We start from the raw sequence: 1,017 nt of genomic DNA, 5'->3' as shown, positions 1-1,017 counted from the left end.
CCGAAGCCCTCCCCGAAGCCGTCATCCACCTCATCGGCTCCCGCCGCACCGCCACCCACCTCCCCGGCGCCGACCTGGACCTCGTCGCGGCCGTCCCAGGCTTCCCTGACATCGACGCGCTCGAACGCCGCGTCGCCCGCGCCCTCGGCGAGGGCCACCGCGTGCGCCAGCTCGTCGCCGCCCGCGTTCCCGGCCTGCGCATCGTCACGCCTCGCCTCAGCGCCGACCTCGTGCTCGCCCCCACCGGCGACATCCCGGCCGCCGAGGCCGTCGCGCGCCGCTCCGAACTCGGCGAGACCATCGCCAGTTCGCTGTCCGCCGTGTCCGATGCCGAGGCGATCCTCGCGCTGCACCCGGGTCCGCACGTCCGCGTCGCCAAAGCCTGGGCCCGTGCGCGCGGCCTCGACGCCGCGCCGCTCGGCGGGCTGCCCGGCCTCGCGTGGGCGCTGATGGCCGTACGCTGCCGCGACCTCACCGAGTTCTTCGAGACCTGGGCCGCCCACGACTGGCGCGAGCCGATCCCCACCCCCACCGCGCCGATCCGCGACCTCACGCTGCACCTCACCCCGGCGATGCGCGACCTGATCACCGAAGAGCTCTACAACGCGTGGGAGACCGTCACCTCCACCCGCGACGCGCTCCCGGCGCTCCTCGCGCCGCCGCCGATGCACCGGCGTCACCGTCGCTGGGCCGTCCTCACCCTCACGACGGACGGCGTCGATCAGCGCGACGTCCTCGAGGGACGCGTCCGAGGCCGCGCCCGCAGCCTCCTGTCAGCCCTCGACGAAGCCGGCGTCCCCGACGCCCACGCCTGGCCGCGCCCCTTCCACGCCACCGACACCGAACTCCGCACCGCCATCGGCCTCGGCCGCACCCCGCCGACCCGCGACGAGCTGGCGGAGATCGCCAAGCCGTGGCTGCGCGGGCTGAACGGCGTCGCGCTGGAACTCGCGGCGAACGGCGACGTGCCGACGCTGAGGCGCTAAGCCGTCCCCCCGACCGTCACCGTCCGCATCC

1 pseudogene is annotated in these 1,017 nt (G+C 75.6%); it reads left to right on the top strand.

The annotated features are described in order from the left end of the window. A pseudogene (locus GWK61_RS54750) lies at positions 1-986 on the top strand (polynucleotide adenylyltransferase); the annotation flags it as partial. Between the last annotated feature and the right edge of the window lie 31 nt (positions 987-1,017).

Origin of the sequence: Catenulispora rubra (genome assembly GCF_015356825.1) — a bacterium.
Taxonomy (GTDB): domain Bacteria; phylum Actinomycetota; class Actinomycetes; order Streptomycetales; family Catenulisporaceae; genus Catenulispora; species Catenulispora rubra.
Note: the sequence above shows the minus strand (reverse complement) of the source record. Positions and strands in the feature narration are given on the sequence as shown.